The sequence below is a fragment of the Vibrio sp. TRT 21S02 genome (assembly GCF_050113675.1).
In the GTDB taxonomy this organism is placed as follows: domain Bacteria; phylum Pseudomonadota; class Gammaproteobacteria; order Enterobacterales; family Vibrionaceae; genus Vibrio.
On the sequence record NZ_JBNJOI010000001.1, the window covers coordinates 459,797 to 478,476 of the forward strand.

Genomic DNA, 18,680 nt, shown 5'->3' on the forward strand with positions numbered 1-18,680 from the left:
TAGCGCAATAACGGAGCAGGATATGGATAGCAAGATGCAAAGCCAAATCAAAGTCCCGGCGACTTACATGCGCGGCGGTACGAGCAAAGGTGTTTTCTTCAACCTTGAAGATTTGCCACAGCCAGCGCAAGTCGCAGGTGAGGCAAGAGACAAGCTGCTACTTCGTGTGATTGGTAGCCCAGACCCGTATGCCAAACAAATTGATGGCATGGGCGGCGCGACTTCCAGCACCAGTAAAACTGTGATTGTGTCGCGCAGTCAGCGAGTCGATCACGACGTTGATTACCTGTTCGGGCAAGTATCGATAGATAAGCCATTTGTCGATTGGAGTGGTAACTGTGGCAACCTTTCTGCTGCAGTCGGACCTTTCGCCATTCATACAGGGTTGATCGCCGAAGATCGTATTCCCGAAAACGGCATCGTTACCGTTCGTGTATGGCAGGTAAATATTGGCAAAACCATATTGATTCATGTGCCAATCGTAAATGGTTTCGTTCAAGAAACAGGGGCGTTTGAGCTTGATGGTGTGACGTTCCCAGCGGCAGAAATCCAAGTTGATTTTGTCGACCCTGCTGATGGCGAAGGCAGCATGTTTCCAACGGGCAATCTAGTAGACGATTTGGTCGTACCGGATGTTGGGACGTTCAACGCCACCTTCATTAACGCAGGCATACCAACGATCTTCATTGATGCAGAAGCACTTGGCTACCAAGGCACTGAGCTTCAAGATGACATCAATAACGATGAATTTGCGCTCGCGAGGTTTGAGTCTATTCGTGCTTATGGCGCGCTAAAAATGGGGCTTATTGATTCGCTCGAAGAGGCTCAAACACGTCAACACACGCCTAAGATTGCGTTTGTTTCCCAGCCTAAATCCTACTTATCGTCGAGTGGTAAAACCGTAGAAGCAGGTGAGGTCGATATTCTCGTCCGAGCGTTATCTATGGGCAAACTTCACCACGCCATGATGGGTACCGCAGCGGTCGCCATTGCCTCGGCAGCATGCGTTTCGGGTACTTTGGTCAATTTAGCGGCTGGTGGCGGAGAGAAAGAATCTGTGACGTTTGGGCATCCATCAGGAACACTTAAGGTGGGGGCAAAAGCCAAACAAACAGAACAAGGTTGGGTGGTTGAGAAAGCCATCATGAGCCGAAGCGCGAGAATACTGATGGAGGGCTTTGTGCGTGTTCCCTCCAATGTCTTTGAATAGCACAATTGCATGGTAGTGATACTTAAGAAAAGCAATGTCAGGACATACTGGAGGAAGCAATATGTCTGCATATCAAAAAGAATACCTTTGGGCACAGAACGAACCGGAAAACTTTTGGCGTGCTCAAGCTGAAAACATCGATTGGTTTGAAGCGCCAAACACCATCTTACAAGCTGACGAACATGGGATTGAGCGTTGGTTTCCTGACGGCGTGTTGAACACGTCATGGCTCGCGTTGGATTATCATTGTGAGCAAGGGAGAGGCGAGAAAACCGCACTGATTTATGACTCGCCAGTGACGGGGCAAAAGCAAACTTACAGCTATCAAGCTTTGCGTGACCAAGTGGCAAAAATTGCGGGTATGCTTTCGAACCAAGGTGTAACCAAAGGCGATCGTGTGGTCATCTATATGCCAATGATCCCAGAAGCGGCAATGGCGATGCTGGCGTGTGCTCGATTGGGCGCGATTCACTCGGTGGTGTTTGGCGGTTTTGCCCCGAATGAGCTCGCAGTTCGAATTGAAGACGCAGAACCCAAAGTCATCATGACGGCGTCTTGTGGCATCGAAATCAATAAGGTAATTCCATACAAACCAATGGTTGATAAAGCCATTATGGACAGTCGTTGGAAGCCAGAGAAAGTCTTTGTTCTTCAACGCCCACAGTGCGAAGCGGAGCTTAATCTTGAGCGTGATTTAGATTGGCAGCAAGAATACGCGCAAGCTTTGCCTCATGCGTGTGTCCCTGTGTTAGCAACAGATCCTCTTTATATTTTGTATACCTCTGGCACAACAGGTAAACCAAAAGGCGTGGTGCGTGATAATGGTGGTCATGCCGTAGCGATGAAATATTCGATGACGTCGATTTATAACATTCCTCAAGATGGTGTGTTCTGGGCTGCATCGGATGTGGGCTGGGTTGTTGGTCACTCTTACATTGTGTACGCGCCGCTAATTCATGGCTGTACAACGATTCTATTCGAAGGCAAACCGGTGAGAACACCAGATCCGGGTGCATTCTGGCGTGTTTGTGATGAATACAAAGTGGACGTGCTTTTCTCCGCGCCAACCGCTTTCCGTGCAATTAAGAAAGAAGACCCAGAAGGCGAGTTCATTAAGCAATACGACTTGTCCAACCTCGATTCTATTTTCATGGCAGGCGAACGCCTTGACCCACCAACACTAGAATGGGTAGAAAGCAAAGCAGATAAGCCGGTTATTGACCACTGGTGGCAAACCGAGACTGGATGGGCTATCGCGGGCAATCCGACTGGTATTGAGATGATGCGGGTAAAAGCAGGCTCCGCTACCAAGCCGATTCCTGGCTATCAGGTCGAGATTCTGAACGAAATGGGAATACCCGTGGGCGCAAATCAGCAAGGTTTTGTGGCATTGAAACGCCCATTACCACCAAGCTGCCTACCGACTGTCTGGCGCAACCATGACCGCTTTGAGACCGGTTATTTAAGTCAATTTCCGGGCTACTACGTATCGGGAGATGGCGGTTACCTAGATGAAGATGGTTATCTGTTTATCATGGGTCGTATTGATGACGTAATTAACGTCGCAGGTCACCGTCTGTCTACTGGCGAAATGGAAGAAATCGTTGGTGGTCACCCAGCGATTGCGGAATGCGCGGTAGTCGGTATCCACGATGAGTTAAAGGGTCAGCTACCGCTTGGTTTCGTGGTTCTTAAAGATGGTGTGAAGATTGATGATCTAACGCTAGAGGGCGAGCTAGTTGGTAAAGTACGCAACGAGATTGGCGCAGTAGCGTGCTTTAAACATGCGCTTGTTGTTGACCGTTTGCCAAAGACTCGCTCGGGTAAGATCTTGCGAAGAACCATTCGTCAAATAGCCGATGGTGAACAATACGTGGTGCCATCCACTATTGATGACCCAAGCAGCTTAGAAGAAATAGAAAAAGCACTTAACCGTGAATAAATACTAGTAAAAAAGCCACTTAAACTGAGTGGCTTTTTTGATCCTAAAAGACGATGATGCTCACAACGATGTATATCCAGTTGTAAAAACTTAACCAGAATTTGTGATGAAGTTAGTTATTGATTTTACTGGTAAATCTGTGATGACAATATAAGACTCGTTTGCATTTGTTGTCTGAATGTCTTGTGTGTTTGCTTGTATGTTCACATTATGAGTTCGTTTTCATAATCTTTGCTTGGAAAAGACAGGTTATCTGCTTGATTAAAAGTTGACCGCAAAGGTCACCTATTAAAAAAGAGGATAATAAATTGAAATCAAAATGGACTATTTCTCTGTTGGCTGTTTCTGTCACATCAGGCATGGCTTTCGCAGAAGACATTACACAAATCGAATACACAGAAGTGGAACCAAGGATTGTAGGAGGGGGACCAGCTGCAGCACAAGATTGGAAATTTTACACCCAGATTGTGAGCCGCAGCAGCAACCGCTCCTATTGTGGTGCTAGTTATATCGGTAACGGATATGTCTTGACAGCCGCGCACTGTGTTGATGGAGATACCCCTAGCCAGATAGCCGTTAAAATCGGTGGCGTAATTTACAATGGAACGGATGGAGTCCGTGAGAATGTGAGTGAAATACATGTTCATCCATCGTACAACAGCATTAACCTCGACAATGATATCGCTTTATTAAAACTTGCGTCGATCCCGCAAGGTGCTGTACCTGTTGAAATTGCAGATGGAAGCCTTAGTCAATATGCAGTGGTGGGTGATTGGTTGACTGTGGCTGGTTTAGGAAGAACAAGTGAAGGTGGAAGTTCTCCGAGTGTTCTTCAAGAGGTCGATGTACCACTTATCTCTGATGCAACTTGCCGTCAAGCAGGAGGTAGTTATAGCAACGTAGGTGCGGTGTCATTTTGTGCTGGCGTCCCTGAAGGCGGAATTGACTCATGCCAAGGTGACAGTGGCGGTCCGATAGTCATCAACCGTTCTGGCGTTGTTACTCAACTCGGTATTGTCAGTTGGGGAATTGGTTGTGCTCGACCGGGTAAATATGGGGTATACAGTGACATTGCTGCATTACGTAGTTTTGTGAATCAAGTGACGGGTTCTAACCCTCCATCAGAAACCGTTTCAGTTGGTTACACCGCCAACCAAACATTAACGTCATTTAAAGTTGGCGAGCTTAAGCAACATGTCTTTACGGTTAAAAACAATGGAACTGCGAATTTTACGGTAGATAATGTTTTATTAGTAGGATCAGGTGTTGCGTTGAATCCAATGATTGCACAAGATCGCTGTTCCATGACGACACTATCTTCGGGGGCACAATGTGGTGTTACAGTTGAGTTTGGAGCAAGTGCAGTGGGTACTGCAAACGTACAAATGAACTTTGGTATTGATAAAACGACCACCACTTACCGTGCAAACGTTTCAGCTACCGCAAATAGTGACCTGCCTCCAACGGGCAGTTGCCAGAATGAGTGGCTACCTTCACAGGTTTATCAGACAGGAGAACAAGTTAGCTGGAATGGTCAAACGTGGCAGGCTCAGTGGTGGACTCAAGGGGATAATCCTTCAGAATCCGGGCCATGGGGTGTTTGGCAAACAGTGAGTCCATCTGACTGCAGTTCGACGACTACTCCACCACCTACTGAACCACCAACACTGCCGCCTACAGATGGTACAGTTTATCAAGCCGGGACTAGCTACTCCGAAGGAGATGTTGTCACTAATAATGGAAGCAGTTATCAGTGTAAACCATGGCCTTATAGCTTGTGGTGTGCTTCGACCCCCAGTGCTTATGAGCCGGGAGTTGGTACCAATTGGCAAGATGCGTGGTTACAGCTTTAATGAAGAAATAAGTGCGCTTTGGATTTGAGACAGCCATTTAAATCGATGAATTCTTATATCTTTAGACACAAAAAAGCCCCAGTATAAGGGGCTTTTTTTTATAGCAATTGTTAATATAGCGAAAACTTTATTCGTAATACGAAGATAGATATGCCAAATGTCCAAGTGAGAGCGGCGAATACATCAGATTTAGAGCAGCTAAATGAGTTGATGTACTTGCTTCATGATGAACACCATCAATGTGAACCGGAACATTTTAAAACGGCTGAAGAGATTGAACAGGAAAAGAGTATTGCTCGGTATATCGACGGTCCCGACAGTGTTGTCTTTGTAGCAGAAGTGGAGAGCATCATCGTTGGATTTGTTACCGGGCATTTTTGTGAACTGGTCTCTACAGTAAGTAAACCTGTCCAAATGGGCAGTATTGATGAGTTGTATATTCTACCTTCGTATCGGAAGCAGAGTATTGCGAAAGAATTATGCCAGAAGATAGAGCAAAGATTTGCTGAGTACGGTGTAACTCAATTGTTTGTTGAGGTATGGAACTTCAACGAAAGAGCATTGAATTTTTATATGGAAGGTGGCTTTGCTCACCACATCCATTGGTTAAGAAAACCAATTTAAGTATTTAGTAAGTTGTATCAATGAGTTTATTTTTTAGAGCTTTTAATTTTCTAGTTACTGCAATCATTATCAGCAGTGCAATGCCGGCGATAGCCAACACAACAAATACCCCCGAGCTTAAAGGTGCATTATGTCTTGTTAAGGCAAATGATAAGCTCGTTATGGTCAACGAGATCTTAACAGGCAAGTTATCCCTACCTGGTGGCACCATCATTACAGGTGAGGAACCAGAAGTCACCGCGCAGCGAGAAACATGGGAGGAGACGGGTCTCGTTGTAACAGTGAAAGAACCACTTGGTTATACCAGAAATGCGATAGTTTATGGTTGCATATCGGATTCAGACGTGGTGGCATATCAATATAACAATGTTTACGACGGCTATGAGTTACCTATTTGGTTTGCGCCTCATTATGGGGTTGAGTCTGCGTCAGCAATGTTGGTTGAGCCAGACTTACTAAGTGCCGATTTATACCGCTATCCACGAGAGTGGAGTACGGTTACGTCATTATTTGAAAAAGCGGAAGACCAATCCGTCACATTTGTTAACAACCTTGTTGAAGCTGCGCCTTCATTCAATCAAGTTGAGCTGGGTTGGATGATTGAACTCCAGCACTTTATGTCAAACTTACCCAATGAGATAGGGAATGTTCTAAGTAGTTTTCTATTAGCGGGTGAATTTCTTTCTGCGCCTAAGATGTTGCTTATCGTGTTGCCTTTGGTGTATTGGCGGTTTGGTAGAGAGTTTTTCTATACTCTGCTTTTCTCAATCAGTGTGACTTCATTATTGGTGTTAGTTGCCCAGCAAGGCTTTCATCTCCCTCGGCCACATGTTTACCTTCCATCCGTGGACTTAATCAGTAGCTATGGATATAGTTTTCCGAGCCTACCTGTTGCAGCTTGGTTCTGTGGTGGCTTTTTGATATTGAATATCTGGGGAAGGCTTCAATTCAATCGATACGTAACAGGCTTTTTAATCATGATGGCGTGGATGTGTAGTGCTAAGTTTTATAGCGCTAGCGCATTTGGAATTGATATGTTGGTCGGTGCCTTGTTAGGTATTTTAGTTGCGTGGCATGTCATCAGGTTAGATGGTAAAAAAGAGGTCGAAGCTTCAAAATTGCTTGCATCTAAAGGTATTTGGATTGCGTTAACTGTGGCAGCAGCAGTCATGGTAACCGTTTGGAGTATTCCTGTATTTACCCTTTGGTTAGCTATTTTGGCTACGATCGCCGGGTTATTGTTCGCAGTACCTCATTTCGGTACAGTGCACTCTGCAAGGCATGTGACGTTTATTATCCTCGTACTGTTGCTCGTTAATGAGCTAATCAAATATAGCGCGGGGTACGTGAGCTACAGTGGTTTATACTCGTTGATTGCAGAAGCATTAAGGTACCCACTGTTATTATTAACGTTTGCAGTTATTGTTAGGAAGTCTCAGCGAGCTTAAAAAAACGCCTCATCAAGAGGCGTTTTTTATTGGCTTTTTAAACGACTTTAAATTGTGATACTTGATGTTCAAGTGTTTCGCACTGCTTCGCTAAATCGATAAGTACGTTTTCACTCTGGCTGACCATATTAACCATGTCGCTGCTGTTATCAGCAATGCGTTGGACGTTGGTATTAACGTCTTCACTAACACTGGTTTGTTGGGTTGCAGCAGTTGCTATTTGTGAGTTCATATCGTTCATTAAGCTAATAGCATTAAGGATTTCATTGAGAGAAGTCATCGCACTGCCAGATTGTTCGATGGTTTGCTCGCCACTGACTTTACTTGCTTCCATTACACGTACAGCTTGTTGAGCTCCTTGTTGTAACTTCTCAATCATATTTTGAATTTCACCCGTACTTTCCTGTGTACGGCTGGCTAAAGAGCGAACTTCGTCAGCAACCACGGCAAAACCGCGGCCCTGTTCACCAGCACGGGCTGCTTCAATCGCTGCATTCAAAGCAAGCAGGTTGGTTTGTTCTGCAATACCGCGGATTACATCAAGAATAGATGCGATATTGTTTACATCTTGATCCAGTGTATGGATTACTTGACTCGCATTATCAATGTCTTGAGCGAGAGCACTGATGGAAGAGACGGTCGAGTTGACGACTTCGCTTGTCATTCGAACTTCATGATTTGCACTTTGGCTAGCAACTGCTGCGTCATTGGCATTACTGCTGACGGTTTGGCTGGTTACCTGCATTTCATGCACTGCTGCTGCAACAAGCTCACTTTCTTGTTGTTGCTGCTCAGTAAAAGAAGAGATTGTTCCCGAAATCTCTTTCATTTGCTCCATTTGTTGACGAACTGTTTGAGTGGTAAGAACAACACTTTCGATCGTCATTTGGATCTTTTGGACAAATTGGTTGAATGCTTTTGCTAAATGGCCAATCTCGTCTTGAGAAGTTGCTGGAATCCGTTGGGTTAGGTCGCCATCACCTGAAGCGATTTCACTCATCGCAGATTCAATATCCTTAATAGGCTTAACGATGATATTAACAAGGAACCAAGCAGTAAAAATCGCAAGTGCGACAACTGAAATTGTACCGCCTTCAAGCGCTAACTCTGCTCGTTCAGAAGCATTGTTTATGTCTTTAAGCATCTTGCTCTGTCTATCTTCAATGATGTCCTTGACGACGTTGAGCTGCTTACGAACGGCACCAAACTGGTCTTCAAATACCTGTTTGTTTGCGTGGTAGTAATCCGCCTGATTGCTATTAGGTAAAGAGATAAAAGTTTCGTAGCTATTTAGCCAAGTTTTAGCAAGCGATACTAGTTTATCGACTTCTGCTTGGGAGCGGCTACTGAGTAAGCCAGTTTGAATTAGAGAATTTACAGATTCCATACGTGGAATAGCTTTATAAGCATTGTCTTTATATTCAAAAAGGTGGTGTTCGTGTTCTTCTGGTGAACTCGCTAATACCAGACCTTGAATCGCAGAGGTAGCTTGATACAAATCCCTGTATGCATCTTCAATATTGAAGATGATAGGCTGGATCTCTTGATGCAGTTGATGGGTTAGTTCACGCTGTATGTTTGTTTGAAATACATTGAACATTGAACTTGCTGAAAAAAGGAAAATGATGAGAAGAATTGGTGACGATATTTTCCATTTGATTGGCATGTTTTTAAGCATTTAGTTAATACCTTTATTTATTGCAATGGTGCCAAAGCATTATCTATGAAATTGGTACTAAATGTTTATGATCTTGCGCGTAAATGCATGTTTTTACGACAAAAGTCATTTGTCGTAACCATATCTGTTTGCAATTATTATGGATCTATTGGAACGGTGTTCTCATTATTTTGGGGAGATGTTACTGCGTTGTAATTAACTAAGCTGACGAGAAGAACAGTGTTTTTACTATCAATAAATTTGACGTTCTAGTTGGAGTCATTTAAGGTCTCGTTCCTGCAAATTTTGAAGATAGCTTGGGTTGGGCAACGTTGTACAAAATTAATGAAATGTTCGAGACCATTCAGGGAGAAGGTGTGTTTACTGGCGTACCTGCAGTGTTCGTCCGTTTACAAGAGTGCCCTGTGGGCTGCGCATGGTGTGACACCAAGCAAACATGGGATGCGACTCCTCAAGATGAACGTTCCGTTGAAGAAGTTCTCACTAAGACGACTGATACACCTACATGGTGTCGTATGAGCGCTGAAGATATCGTCGAACAATATCGTCAACTCGGTTTTAATGCTAATCACATTGTTATTACAGGTGGAGAGCCTTGCATATATGATTTGCGTGCTCTAACGTCCGCATTCGAAGCGATAGGTTGCTATTGCCAAATCGAAACCAGTGGTACTTATGAAATTCAGGCAACTGATTCAACTTGGGTGACAGTGTCACCCAAAGTGGCAATGAAAGGTAAGTTGCCTGTTTTGGATATTGCGCTTCAACGAGCAAATGAAATAAAACACCCAGTAGCAACAGATAAAGACATCGAGCAGTTAGACGTGCTTATACAGCGTGCTAATGTTTCTGAAAAGACGACGATCGCTTTACAACCTATTAGCCAAAAGCCTCGTGCAACGCAGTTGTGTATTGATACATGCATAAAGCGAAACTGGCGTTTGTCCATCCAAACTCACAAGTATTTGAGCATCGCTTAGGAGAAAGAAAAATGTCAACGGCGGTAGTAGTTTTCAGCGGTGGTCAGGACTCGACCACATGCTTGGTTCAGGCCTTAAAACAGTATGATGAAGTACACGCGATTACTTTTGATTATGGACAGCGCCATAAGTTGGAAATCGAAGTTGCACAAAAGTTAGCGACGAAACTTGGTGTAAAGGCACACAAAGTAATGGACGTGAGTCTGTTAAACGAGCTTGCTATCAGTTCATTGACGAGAGATGACATTCCGGTATCTCATGAGCTTCAAGAGAATGGTCTTCCAAATTCATTTGTTCCAGGGCGCAATATTTTATTCCTTACTTTAGCAGGTATTTACGCCTATCAAATCGGTGCCGACTCTGTGATTACAGGTGTGTGTGAAACTGACTTTTCGGGATACCCAGATTGTCGTGATGACTTTGTTAAAGCGATGAACTCTGCTTTAGTTAAAGGGATGGATAGGGAACTAACGATTAAAACGCCATTGATGTGGTTAAACAAAGCCGAAACTTGGGCTTTAGCCGATCAGAATGATGCGTTGCAGTTGGTTAGAGAGGAAACATTAACCTGTTACAACGGCATCATCGGAGATGGGTGTGGTGATTGCCCTGCGTGCGACCTTCGTTCGATCGGCCTTCAAGATTATCTGGATAATCGTGAAGCTTTGATGGATAGCCTAACTAGAAAACAGAAGCAGAATGACTAATAGGGTTGTTATCTGCATCGATAATTGTGTTTTTCCCATTCTTTTTCGCTTGGCATAGTGCTTGATCAAGAATGGAATAGAGTACGTCGAAGTTACTCAATGCTCTTGGTGTTGTTAAGTAAGACAAGCTAGCCGTGACATTGAGTGACTTGCCAGTCTCTGATGTAAAGCATGTGTTTGCAATGATATGGTGCAAACGTTCCACCCGTTCTACTACCTCGATTTCATCGATTCCCGGTATCAATACAATAAACTCTTCACCACCGAAGCGGCCAAGCATATCTAGTGAGCTCAATTCAGTGTTGATCGATTCAGATATTACTTGTAGGGCTTTATCTCCAGTAGAGTGACCATATAAGTCATTAATGTTTTTGAAATCATCCAGATCAAACAAAACTAAGAGATGTGTTTGGTTTGCGTCAGACACTTTCTGTTGTTTCTTTATATGCCTGATTGCCGCTGTGCGGTTGTATGAGTGTGTTAATGCATCCAATTTGAAATGTGCATTCTCTCTTCGTCGGATCGCCACCAAAGCTGCGATACAGAGTAATGAGACAATAAACAAGAACAAATAAAACTTGTTTAGCTTGTCTGCATTGCCTAATTTATTATCCAGAATGATGTTCTGCGCTTCTAAACGGCTTATTTCAAGGTTTTCAGTAAATTGTGTGCGTTCTGATTCTAATGCTAGAAAAGCAAGGTTATGGTGATTGTCTCGACGGAGCAGCTCTGACTTAGCAAAATCTTTATAATATTTGAGCGCTTGTACATGATCGCCTTTTTGTTCCGAAATATTAGAGAGCAATTCCAGTGTCTGTGCTTCCAGCCGCTCTATGTGATTAGATTGAGCGATTTTGTATGCTTGATTCGCATAAGAACTTGCAGTAGTTAGCTCAGCACGTGCTTGGTATGAGCGTGCTAAGGCCATGTAGATATCTACTTTAACTTCTGCATTGTCTTGTATTAGTGCATTTTCTAGCGCATCTAGCAGGTATTCAACGCCTTGACTGAACTGTTGATTTGCGATGTATGCCTTTCCAAGTCCTAACAATACATAGGTGAGGCCTATAGGGTGGTTATGCGTTTCAACAATAGCCTTAGCTTGTTCGAAGTGGTAAATAGCCAGCTCATATTGACCATCCGAGAGCATGATATCACCAAGGCTGTGGTGGGACTGAGCCATAGGTAATGGAGTACCGATGGCTCTGCGTAGCGTTAGCGCATGAGCGAGATATTCTTTAGCAAGCTCTATTCGACCAAGTGTCTTTAACAGTAAACCTGCATCGTTGTATATACCTGATGGATCTTCATAAGATGGCAGGTTTTTAATAATAGTTTGATACGTTTCAATAGCCTGCTGGTAGTTGCCAATATACTCTTGGTTATTGGCGTATACTCGCAATGCCAAATGTCGTGGCACGATAGGGTCGTTGACCAGAGTTAAGTGTTGATTCAGATTATTACAGTAAAACTGAGCTTGTTTAGATTTTCCTTGTCGATTAAGCAGTCGGCACAAGTGGTATTCAAATAAAATCTTGCCATCTATGTCACTGGCTGATTGCAACAAGGCAGTGAGCGCTTGTTTGGCTTCACTAATATTCAGTTGCTCTTCGTTATTCAGTGCTTCGATGAAGCTTTGCTCCAGCGTGGTATATGATTCGTCATAAACTAGCTTATTGCCGTAATAAGGTTGTCCTCTCACCAACATAAAGCTATGGATTTTTGAGCTGATGTAGAGTTTTTCATAGCCTGGTGCTAAGGATGCGTAATGGCTTTGTAGCAGTGAGAGAGCGTTGTGCTCATCAATACGTAAGGCAGCAGCATAAGTTTCTTCCCAGTGAGTTCGTTCACTAGCACTGATGTACGGGGTAAAACCAATAGTGATAAGGTTAAAAACCAATAAAGTAGTAAAACGGAGAAACATATAAATTTGAAGTGCTTACTGATATTGCGATGTATTGTAAAGGAGAGAGCATGGAAGCAATAAGAGAATATTGTGTACGCTGTACTGAATGTGAGCTACTTCGCGAATACTAAAGCGCCCTTAAAGAAGGGCGCTTGTTAATGAATTAGTCTAGGTACATTTTTGCAAGATCTGAAGGTTCCACTTCTTTCCCTTCAAGCTGAGCATTCCAGTTTGTACCAACTAAGACGCCATCTTCATCCAATGTTAGAAGCCAGTCTTCAACAAAAATGTCCAGTGGGATCTCCAGTACGTTAAAATCTGCCCACTCTTCTACATTGTGTGTTTCTGCATCTTCTTTAGAAGACCAAAAAGGCATAACTTCGCTATTTTCAAACTCAGTAGAGTCGCAAGATAACCAACCCTCTTCATTTCTTAAACCCCAAACTAATTGGTTTTGCTTTGTCTCTTCAACAAACAATGCTAGGTTTGCTTGTAAATCAGCAGTTAATTTGCTCATGTTTTCTGTCTCTAAAGTTAAATCAGGCATAGAGTATCACTTAGTGTTTCTCTCTGGAAACAAATAAAGGGGGCAATGCCCCCTTTATTTTCTCTTAAATAACGGTTATTTCGCTTTCTTCGTAAAGATAGTCCATTCTTCTTTTACGCTGCCTTTGTGGCCAACGACAGTCGCAGTAACCTTTCGGTTCATAGCATGGCTGACTTCGTCATCTCCTTGCTCTGATAACTTGGTATCACCAAAACCCACAATTCGAACTCTAGAGCTACTGATGCCATTGGCAATGAGCGTGGCCTCAACAGCATTTGCGCGGCGCTTAGAAAGAGCAAGGTTGTACTCTGCGGTACCTACTTTGCTAGCAAAGCCTTGAATTTCAATAGAGGTTGAAGGGTATTCTTTTAAGAAATCCGCCATTTCTCTGATTTGACCAAGAAAGACTGGTTGGATTTCTGAAGAGTCATTGGCAAATAGAATATGCAGTTTGACTTCTTCTTCGGTTTTTATATAGGTGCCACAACCATCATTATCAATCTCTGCTTTTAATGGCGTTTCAGGACAAAGATCGCGAGCGTTAATCACACCATCTCGATCATCATCTTGTAGATCCGCGATTTGGTTGGAGGTTGGTGTTTCAATATACTCGTATTCATCATCGAATTTATCTGCAAATACTGGAGCAGACAGCAAAGATACTAATGTTGTAAAAGTGAAAAGTTTCTTATTCATTTAATTAGTACTCCACCGGCTTTGACCAATTTTCAGGGGTATCCACAAGCAACGCATCTAACAGACCACCAGTTGCATTCATAACACGATATTTCGCATATTGCTCGTCGTATTTTGCATCAAGGTAGCCTTTGCGAGCTTCGAACAACTCATTTTCAGTGTTGAGTAAATCAAGGAGAGTTCGTTTGCCTAACTTGTATTGCTTTTCATAGGCAATAACGGTTTCAGATGCCGAGTCTACATGGTCAGCTAAAAACTCTTTCTGTTGGAGAGTTAAATCTAACGCGCTCCAAGATAAACGTAGGCCTTCTTCTACACTACGGAATGTTCTGTCGCGAAAGTCCTTTGCTTTATTAAGTTGGTATGCAGCACTCTTACTACGATCTGCATCTGATCCACCATTGTACAAGTTATAACGCATGCGTAGCATTGCTGTTAACTCGTCACTGCGACCTTCAATACCTGCGGCATCATCACGCCATGTTTGAGCGGCTTCAATTGAAAGTGTAGGGTAGTTTACCCCTTTACTTTGATCATACTGAAAGCGAGCAGAATCAACGTCTGCGTGAGATATTTTGATCACAGGGTGGCGTTCAAAGGCTAGTGTAAGCGCGTCGTCAACACTGTATGGAATCGCATTTTGATCAGCTCGAGGGAAAATGAGCCCTTGAGGCACTTGTCCTACAATACGTTTAAATTGGGTATGGACGTCGAAAAGGTTATTTTGAGCCGCAAGAAGGTTTCCGTGTGCTTTGGCTAATCGAGCTTCAACTTGAGAAAGATCAGCGGTTGAACCTAAACCTGAGTCTACACGTCTTTTAATGTCTTTAAATATCTCTTTGTGAACAGCAAGATTACTCTCCGATAAGGACAGTACTTCGTATGCTTTTGTTGCATCGAGATAGATTTTAGTAACTTGAAGTGCAATGTCTTGAGCATCTGCTAATAGTTGGTAACGAACGGATTCGGCGTCTGCGGCAGTTCTATCCATATCGTTTAATGTGGCAGAACCATCCCAAATCAATTGGGTTAGTGACAAGGTAGCTTCTTTTCGGGTTAGTTCAGTATCTGAACCGTTAACTGGATCTATTGCTTCATAACCAATGCCTGCATCCAAATCAACCTTAGGTAAGTACGCCCCAGTCGACGCATCAGCGTCGTACCTTTTACTTATAAACTCATTGTATGAGGCACGTATCTCAGGGTTACTATTAATTGTATAAGCGACTGCTTGTTCTAAAGTTTGACTATATGCCGGCAGGCAAAGAGCAACTAAGCAGCTTAACGTTATCTGCTTTTTCAAATTCACTTTGTCTCTCCTCGAGATTCTCCTAGACAGAAAATACTACTTCCTATTCCATCTCATTACTGAGAATTTTCATTAACTTCATCAATAAATTCTATTTTAAATCACGGTTTGTCTTATTGATTTTAATGATTCCTGAATCCGTAACGCTTTTAAAACTGGCTTTTGCCAATTTATTTTCATGATTTTATTACTGTTTAACAGTGATTATCAATCATTAAACTTTGTGATGTTCATCCAGTTTAATAACTGTTCACTACTTCAAGTTGTGTTAATTGAATGTGATATCTGTTCATTAAATTGCTTCAAATAACATTATTCAAGCGTTGTTGGTTTACGGAATCTCATTCGTTGTTAAGTCTTTTGATTTAATGCAATTTTGACTAGTTAGAAAGCTTTTTATGGTTTCAAGAGTGGTGCTTTGGTTTTGTCTTTATGGGTTTTGAGTACGCCATGCTAATTACTATGAGTAGAGGTGAACTTTTTTATAGCGAGTGTTTTTAAACATTTGGTTTGTCTCAAATCAAGCAAGCTTATGAGTCAAACCCTATCGAAAGTTTTGAGTCTGTGCGCGTTATATACCCATTCGAAGTAGATCACACAACGTAGTCAGTCTTGTTTTTCCACAAGTGAGAGAATTGTTAAGTGTTTTGAAGCAGCTAATTGATAGCGCTCAGAGGAGTATTGTAGTGTTGTAATTTTGTGTGAGTGGTTCTTTTGTTTGTGTCTTGATGGTAGGGAACTAGAAATGTTGATAAATTTCCCATTTTCTTGAATTTGAGAATAATTGTTAAAAATATCAACATTATTTTGTCTTTTCGTTTTTTATTAATGCTTATTTTTTCTATATTTGCTTCTTTATTATGTAAGGGAATTAAGAAAGTTTTCTTTCTTTATTGTTGATTTTATTGGGATTTGTTCTCATTTTGGAAGCTTTAATGTAAGGTTGGTTATGTATTTCAAATATGTATTTTTATCATATTGATTGCACGGAAGTGTTAACTGTATGCAAAAAATACCTTTGAGTGTCATGTTAAGGGTGTTAATTTATAAATAGGATAAATGTTTTATTCCAAAACTTTATTATCAAATTAGTCGAAGTTAATAAGGTCATCTAGAGGTTGTTATGAAACTTGATACTTTGGTTTTGTCGGGAAGCCTGGCGAATATAAACGTAGTAATAATAAATGCTACAGGTGAAATACGAGTCTTTAGAGAAGGAGACACCCTTTTACCTGGAGAGGTGATTCTATATCCTAATGGAGAAACTGAAGAAGCATCAGTGTTGTCAGTAGCTCGTGTTGATAATGCTAATGAACCTCAAAATATTACTGATGATGTGAATGTGATACTCGCGGCATTAGAACGGGGCCAAGACTCCACATTACTAGATGGAGAGCTAGCTCCAGCTGCAGGTGGACAAAGCGGTTCGAGCTTAACCTTGTCAGGGACAGTAAGTCGTGATGGAAGTGAAACTATTGCATCGACCAATTTTGTTACCGAAGGTTTCGCATCATTAGGCCTATCAGAAACACAAAGCCTGACTTTACTTGACCAGTTTCGTCTAGCGCAATTACCTCCAGAATTTGTTGATATTAATGAATCCCCGCTTGGGGAAAGTATCACTGTTTCGACCGACGAAGATACTTCTATAAGTGGTCAATTGACCGCAACCGATGTCAATGATGATGAATTAACATTTAGCACAGCTACGCCTCCCTCTAATGGTCAGGTGACAGTGAACCCTGACGGCAGTTGGACTTATACGCCAGATGAAGATTTTGATGGCAATGACTCATTTACGGTTGTCGTTACAGACGGTGAAGGAGGCAGCGACGAAATAGAAGTTATCGTTGTTGTAAATCCGATACCTGAAATTTCTGTCACTGGTGGTGGCAATGTGAGTGAAGGCGATGATGCAATCTTCACGATTGAATTTGATAAACCATCAAACCAAGACACAACTTTAAAGCTTGATATTACGCCAACAACTGCTGAGTCAGACGATATTGGCAATATCATTGTTACGACAGATACTGGTATTCAATTAACCGTAGCACCCGATGGGACAGTCGTTGTACCCGCTGGGGTAACCAACCTCAATGTAAATGTAGAAACCGTACAAGATGATACATATGAAGGGGATGAGTCCTTTATCTTAACGGTTGATGCTGTTGATGGACTTGTTAATTCAGAAAATACTGATGCTGACGCGACCATCACCGATGGTGGTGAGAATGGCGGCAATGATGATCACCCAACTGTCTCAATTACTGAAACGGTATCTGTGAGCGAAGGCGATGACGCGGTCTTTACCGTGAGCCTATCACAAGCGGCCGATACCGATGTGACGGTCAACTTGGTAAGCCAAACTGGCTCAGCAAGCAGCGACGACTTCGGTGCTATGGTAGTGACTACCGCTGATGGCACGGTTGTGAATCCAAACACCGATGGTAGCTACACCATTCCAGCGGGTGAAACGAACCTGACGGTGACCATTCCAACCACGGATGACACCGTATTCGAAGGCAATGAAGACTTCACGGTAACGGCGACGGCTGGCGACGGCACTGTCGGCAGTGATACCGGCACGGCGACCATTACTGATGGTGGTGAGAATGGTGGCAATGACGATCGCCCAACTATCTCAATTACTGAAACTGTTTCTGTGAGCGAAGGCGATGACGCAGTCTTTACTGTGAGCTTGTCACAAGCCGCGGATACCGATGTGACGGTGAACCTTGCAAGCCAGACTGGCTCAGCAAGCAGCGACGACTTTGGTGCTATGGTAGTGACTACCGCTGATGGCACGGTTGTGAATCCAAATACAGATGGCAGCTACACCATCCCTGCGGGTCAAACCAACCTAACAGTCACCATCCCTACCACCAACGATACGGTGTTTGAAGGTAATGAAGACTTTACGGTCACTGCGACGGCTGGCGACGGCACAGTGGGCAGCGATACCGGCACCGCGACCATTACTGATGGTGGTGAGAATGGTGGCAATGACGATCGCCCAACTATCTCAATTACTGAAACGGTATCTGTGAGCGAAGGCGATGACGCGGTCTTTACCGTGAGCTTGTCACAAGCCGCGGATACCGATGTGACGGTCAACCTTGCAAGCCAAACTGGCTCAGCAAGCAGCGACGACTTTGGCACTATGGTGGTGACTACCGCTGATGGCACGGTTGTGAATCCAAACACTGATGGCAGCTACACCATCCCAGCAGGTCAAACGAACCTAACAGTCACTATCCCAACGACTAACGATATGGTCTTTGAAGGTAACGAAGACTTTACGGTAACGGCGACGGCTGGTGACGGCACAGTGGGCAGTGATACCGGCACGGCGACCATTACTGATGGTGGTGAGAATGGTGGCAATGACGATCGCCCAACTATCTCAATTACTGAAACTGTGTCTGTGAGCGAAGGCGATGACGCAGTCTTTACCGTGAGCCTGTCACAAGCGGCGGATACGGATGTGACGGTCAACCTTGCAAGCCAAACGGGCAGTGCAGAGGCTGATGACTTTGGCACCATGGTGGTGACTACCGCTGATGGCACGGTTGTCAATCCAAACACTGACGGTAGCTACACCATCCCAGCAGGTCAAACGAACCTGACGGTGACTATCCCAACGACTAACGATACAGTATTCGAAGGTAACGAAGACTTTACGGTAACGGCGACGGCTGGCGACGGCACTGTGGGTAGCGATACTGGCACCGCAACCATCACCGATGGTGGTGAGAACGGCGGTAATGATGACCGCCC

Annotated in this window: 13 protein-coding genes; 8 read left to right on the top strand and 5 right to left on the bottom strand. The window is 43.4% G+C overall.

What is annotated here, in order from left to right; translation table 11 throughout:
* Positions 1 to 22: 22 nt before the first annotated feature.
* The 5 genes from prpF (at position 23) to ACQEXU_RS02115 (ending at position 7,077) form a co-directional block, all read left to right on the top strand.
* Positions 23 to 1,210 (top strand): 2-methylaconitate cis-trans isomerase PrpF, encoded by a 1,188-nt coding sequence (gene prpF / locus ACQEXU_RS02095; RefSeq protein ID WP_427009479.1) that lies wholly within the window; start codon positions 23 to 25, stop codon positions 1,208 to 1,210.
* 61 nt (positions 1,211 to 1,271) lie between these two features.
* Entirely contained in the window at positions 1,272 to 3,152 is a 1,881-nt protein-coding gene (locus ACQEXU_RS02100; protein ID WP_427009480.1) for a propionyl-CoA synthetase, read from the top strand.
* Between the two features lie 359 nt (positions 3,153 to 3,511).
* On the top strand, positions 3,512 to 5,005 hold the full coding sequence (locus tag ACQEXU_RS02105; protein WP_427009495.1) for a trypsin-like serine protease: 1,494 nt from the start codon (positions 3,512 to 3,514) through the stop codon (positions 5,003 to 5,005).
* 150 nt (positions 5,006 to 5,155) lie between these two features.
* The gene (locus tag ACQEXU_RS02110; RefSeq protein WP_427009481.1) at positions 5,156 to 5,629 is read left to right on the top strand and encodes an N-acetyltransferase family protein; all 474 of its coding nucleotides are present in this window, start codon (positions 5,156 to 5,158) and stop codon (positions 5,627 to 5,629) included.
* 20 nt (positions 5,630 to 5,649) lie between these two features.
* The gene (locus tag ACQEXU_RS02115) at positions 5,650 to 7,077 is read left to right on the top strand and encodes a bifunctional NUDIX hydrolase/phosphatase PAP2 family protein (protein ID WP_427009482.1); all 1,428 of its coding nucleotides are present in this window, start codon (positions 5,650 to 5,652) and stop codon (positions 7,075 to 7,077) included.
* A 37-nt stretch (positions 7,078 to 7,114) separates the two neighbouring features.
* Here the strand turns inward: ACQEXU_RS02115 and ACQEXU_RS02120 are convergent, their stop codons facing one another.
* Positions 7,115 to 8,755: a methyl-accepting chemotaxis protein gene (locus tag ACQEXU_RS02120; RefSeq protein WP_427009483.1), complete on the bottom strand. Its 1,641-nt coding sequence runs from the start codon at positions 8,753 to 8,755 to the stop codon at positions 7,115 to 7,117.
* Positions 8,756 to 9,084: 329 nt separating this feature from the next.
* On the opposite strand from ACQEXU_RS02120, the gene queE reads away from it, so the two are divergent.
* Both queE and queC read left to right on the top strand, forming a co-directional pair.
* Positions 9,085 to 9,735, top strand: coding sequence for a 7-carboxy-7-deazaguanine synthase QueE (queE, locus tag ACQEXU_RS02125; RefSeq protein ID WP_427009484.1), 651 nt, complete (start codon positions 9,085 to 9,087; stop codon positions 9,733 to 9,735).
* Between the two features lie 11 nt (positions 9,736 to 9,746).
* Positions 9,747 to 10,442, top strand: a complete 696-nt coding sequence (queC, locus tag ACQEXU_RS02130; protein WP_427009485.1) for a 7-cyano-7-deazaguanine synthase QueC — start codon at positions 9,747 to 9,749, stop codon at positions 10,440 to 10,442.
* Here queC and ACQEXU_RS02135 read toward each other — a convergent pair.
* The 4 genes from ACQEXU_RS02135 to ACQEXU_RS02150 all read right to left on the bottom strand — a co-directional run bounded on the left by ACQEXU_RS02135 (position 10,417) and on the right by ACQEXU_RS02150 (position 14,900).
* Positions 10,417 to 12,366, bottom strand: coding sequence for a diguanylate cyclase (locus ACQEXU_RS02135; protein ID WP_427009486.1), 1,950 nt, complete (start codon positions 12,364 to 12,366; stop codon positions 10,417 to 10,419). The two genes, queC and ACQEXU_RS02135, sit on opposite strands and share 26 nt — an antisense overlap.
* A gap of 145 nt (positions 12,367 to 12,511) precedes the next feature.
* Positions 12,512 to 12,865 (bottom strand): DUF2750 domain-containing protein, encoded by a 354-nt coding sequence (locus ACQEXU_RS02140; RefSeq protein ID WP_367986482.1) that lies wholly within the window; start codon positions 12,863 to 12,865, stop codon positions 12,512 to 12,514.
* Between the two features lie 105 nt (positions 12,866 to 12,970).
* Positions 12,971 to 13,591: an OmpA family protein gene (locus ACQEXU_RS02145; RefSeq protein ID WP_427009487.1), complete on the bottom strand. Its 621-nt coding sequence runs from the start codon at positions 13,589 to 13,591 to the stop codon at positions 12,971 to 12,973.
* Positions 13,592 to 13,595: 4 nt separating this feature from the next.
* A complete protein-coding gene (locus tag ACQEXU_RS02150) occupies positions 13,596 to 14,900 on the bottom strand; it encodes a TolC family outer membrane protein (protein WP_427009488.1) in 1,305 nt (434 codons plus the stop codon).
* Positions 14,901 to 16,023: 1,123 nt separating this feature from the next.
* Here ACQEXU_RS02150 and ACQEXU_RS02155 point away from each other — a divergent pair.
* Positions 16,024 to 18,680, top strand: a 2,657-nt coding sequence (locus ACQEXU_RS02155; protein ID WP_427009489.1) for a Calx-beta domain-containing protein, incomplete at its 3' end; no start/stop codon positions are given.

Coding starts and splice junctions, on each gene's coding strand:
- prpF (WP_427009479.1), top strand. CDS start 23: ATGGATAGCAAGATGCAAAGCCAAATCAAAGTCCCGGCGACTTACATG.
- ACQEXU_RS02100 (WP_427009480.1), top strand. CDS start 1,272: ATGTCTGCATATCAAAAAGAATACCTTTGGGCACAGAACGAACCGGAA.
- ACQEXU_RS02105 (WP_427009495.1), top strand. CDS start 3,512: ATGGCTTTCGCAGAAGACATTACACAAATCGAATACACAGAAGTGGAA.
- ACQEXU_RS02110 (WP_427009481.1), top strand. CDS start 5,156: ATGCCAAATGTCCAAGTGAGAGCGGCGAATACATCAGATTTAGAGCAG.
- ACQEXU_RS02115 (WP_427009482.1), top strand. CDS start 5,650: ATGAGTTTATTTTTTAGAGCTTTTAATTTTCTAGTTACTGCAATCATT.
- ACQEXU_RS02120 (WP_427009483.1), bottom strand. CDS start 8,755: ATGCTTAAAAACATGCCAATCAAATGGAAAATATCGTCACCAATTCTT.
- queE (WP_427009484.1), top strand. CDS start 9,085: ATGTTCGAGACCATTCAGGGAGAAGGTGTGTTTACTGGCGTACCTGCA.
- queC (WP_427009485.1), top strand. CDS start 9,747: ATGTCAACGGCGGTAGTAGTTTTCAGCGGTGGTCAGGACTCGACCACA.
- ACQEXU_RS02135 (WP_427009486.1), bottom strand. CDS start 12,366: ATGTTTCTCCGTTTTACTACTTTATTGGTTTTTAACCTTATCACTATT.
- ACQEXU_RS02140 (WP_367986482.1), bottom strand. CDS start 12,865: ATGAGCAAATTAACTGCTGATTTACAAGCAAACCTAGCATTGTTTGTT.
- ACQEXU_RS02145 (WP_427009487.1), bottom strand. CDS start 13,591: ATGAATAAGAAACTTTTCACTTTTACAACATTAGTATCTTTGCTGTCT.